The 1,267-nt window shown below is 65.0% G+C and carries 1 pseudogene; it reads right to left on the bottom strand.

Going from position 1 to position 1,267, the window contains the following annotated elements:
• Positions 1-1,267: pseudogene (locus VK92_RS41255) on the bottom strand (ESPR-type extended signal peptide-containing protein); the annotation flags it as partial.

Here is a 1,267-nt window from a genome sequence, read left to right as displayed (position 1 = left end):
ATTCGCCGACGACAGGCCCGTCGAAGTCGACGTGGACAGCGACGTGATGGAGCTGTTAGCCGACGACAAGCCAGTCGAGGTCGACGTGGACAACGACGTGATGGAGCTGTTGGCCGACGACAGACCGGTCGAGGTCGAGGTGGACAGCGAGATGATCGAGCTGTTGGCCGACGACAGGCCGGTCGAGGTCGAGGTGGACAACGAAGTGATCGAGCTGTTGGCCGACGACAGACCGGTCGAGGTCGACGTGGACAACGACGAAATGGCGCTGGTCGCGGTACCAACCTGTTGGGCAACCGAATAGAGCTGGCTGCCGTTGATCGCGTCGGTACTGGTCTGCGTCACCTGGCCGGCGGCGACGTTGGTGATTTGTCGCTCGTTGCCCTGGCTGCCGACGCTAACGGTGCCGACCGGCGCGGTGCCTGCGAATCCACCGAACGTGACGCCGTTGACGGTCGCGCTGCTCGTGGGATTGGCCGCGGCGGTCTGGGAGTTGGCGCCGAGCGCGACGGAATTGTTGGTGCCCGCGGTGGCGCCGCTGCCGATGGCGACGGCGTCGGTGCCGGTCGCGACGCTGTCGGCACCGGTCGAATTCGCGTGGAAGTACTTGATGCCCTGGCTGTTGATGTTGTCGATCACTGAGCCGACGCTGTTGGCGGTCGACGTCGTGCCGTTCGCGTTGTAGGTCGTGTACGCCGGCGCGGAGACCGTCCCGGTCGTCGGGTCGTACTTGGCGCCGCCGCCGAGTGCCGATGCTGTGCTGGTGCCGAGGTTGTCCGTCGTGGTCGTGACCGTGCTCAGGCCGGTGGACAGCGAGCTGATGCCGGTCGAGGTCGACGTGGACAGGGACGTGATCGAGCTGTTAGCCGACGAGAGGCCCGTCGAGGTTGAGGTGGACAGCGACGTCACCGAGCTGTTCGCCGAGCTCAGGCCAGTGGACAGCGAGTTGATGCCGGTCGACGTGGAAGTCGACAGGGAAGTGATGGAGCTATTCGCCGACGACAGACCGGTCGACGTGGAGGTCGACAGGGACGTGATCGAGCTGTTGGCCGACGAAAGACCCGTCGAGGTCGAGGTCGACAGCGACGTTACCGAGCTGTTGGTCGAGCTCAGGCCGGTGGACAGCGAGTTGATTCCGGTCGAGGTCGACGTGGACAGGGACGTGATCGAGCTATTTGCCGACGACAGGCCGGTCGACGTGGAGGTCGACAGCGAAGTGATGGAGCTGTTAGCCGACGAGAGGCCCGTCGAGGTCGAGGTGGACAGC

This window comes from Burkholderia sp. LK4 (assembly GCF_001043615.1).
Classification (GTDB): domain Bacteria; phylum Pseudomonadota; class Gammaproteobacteria; order Burkholderiales; family Burkholderiaceae; genus Burkholderia; species Burkholderia cepacia.
The sequence above is the reverse complement of the archived record's forward strand: the minus strand, read 5'-3'. Positions and strand labels throughout refer to the sequence as shown.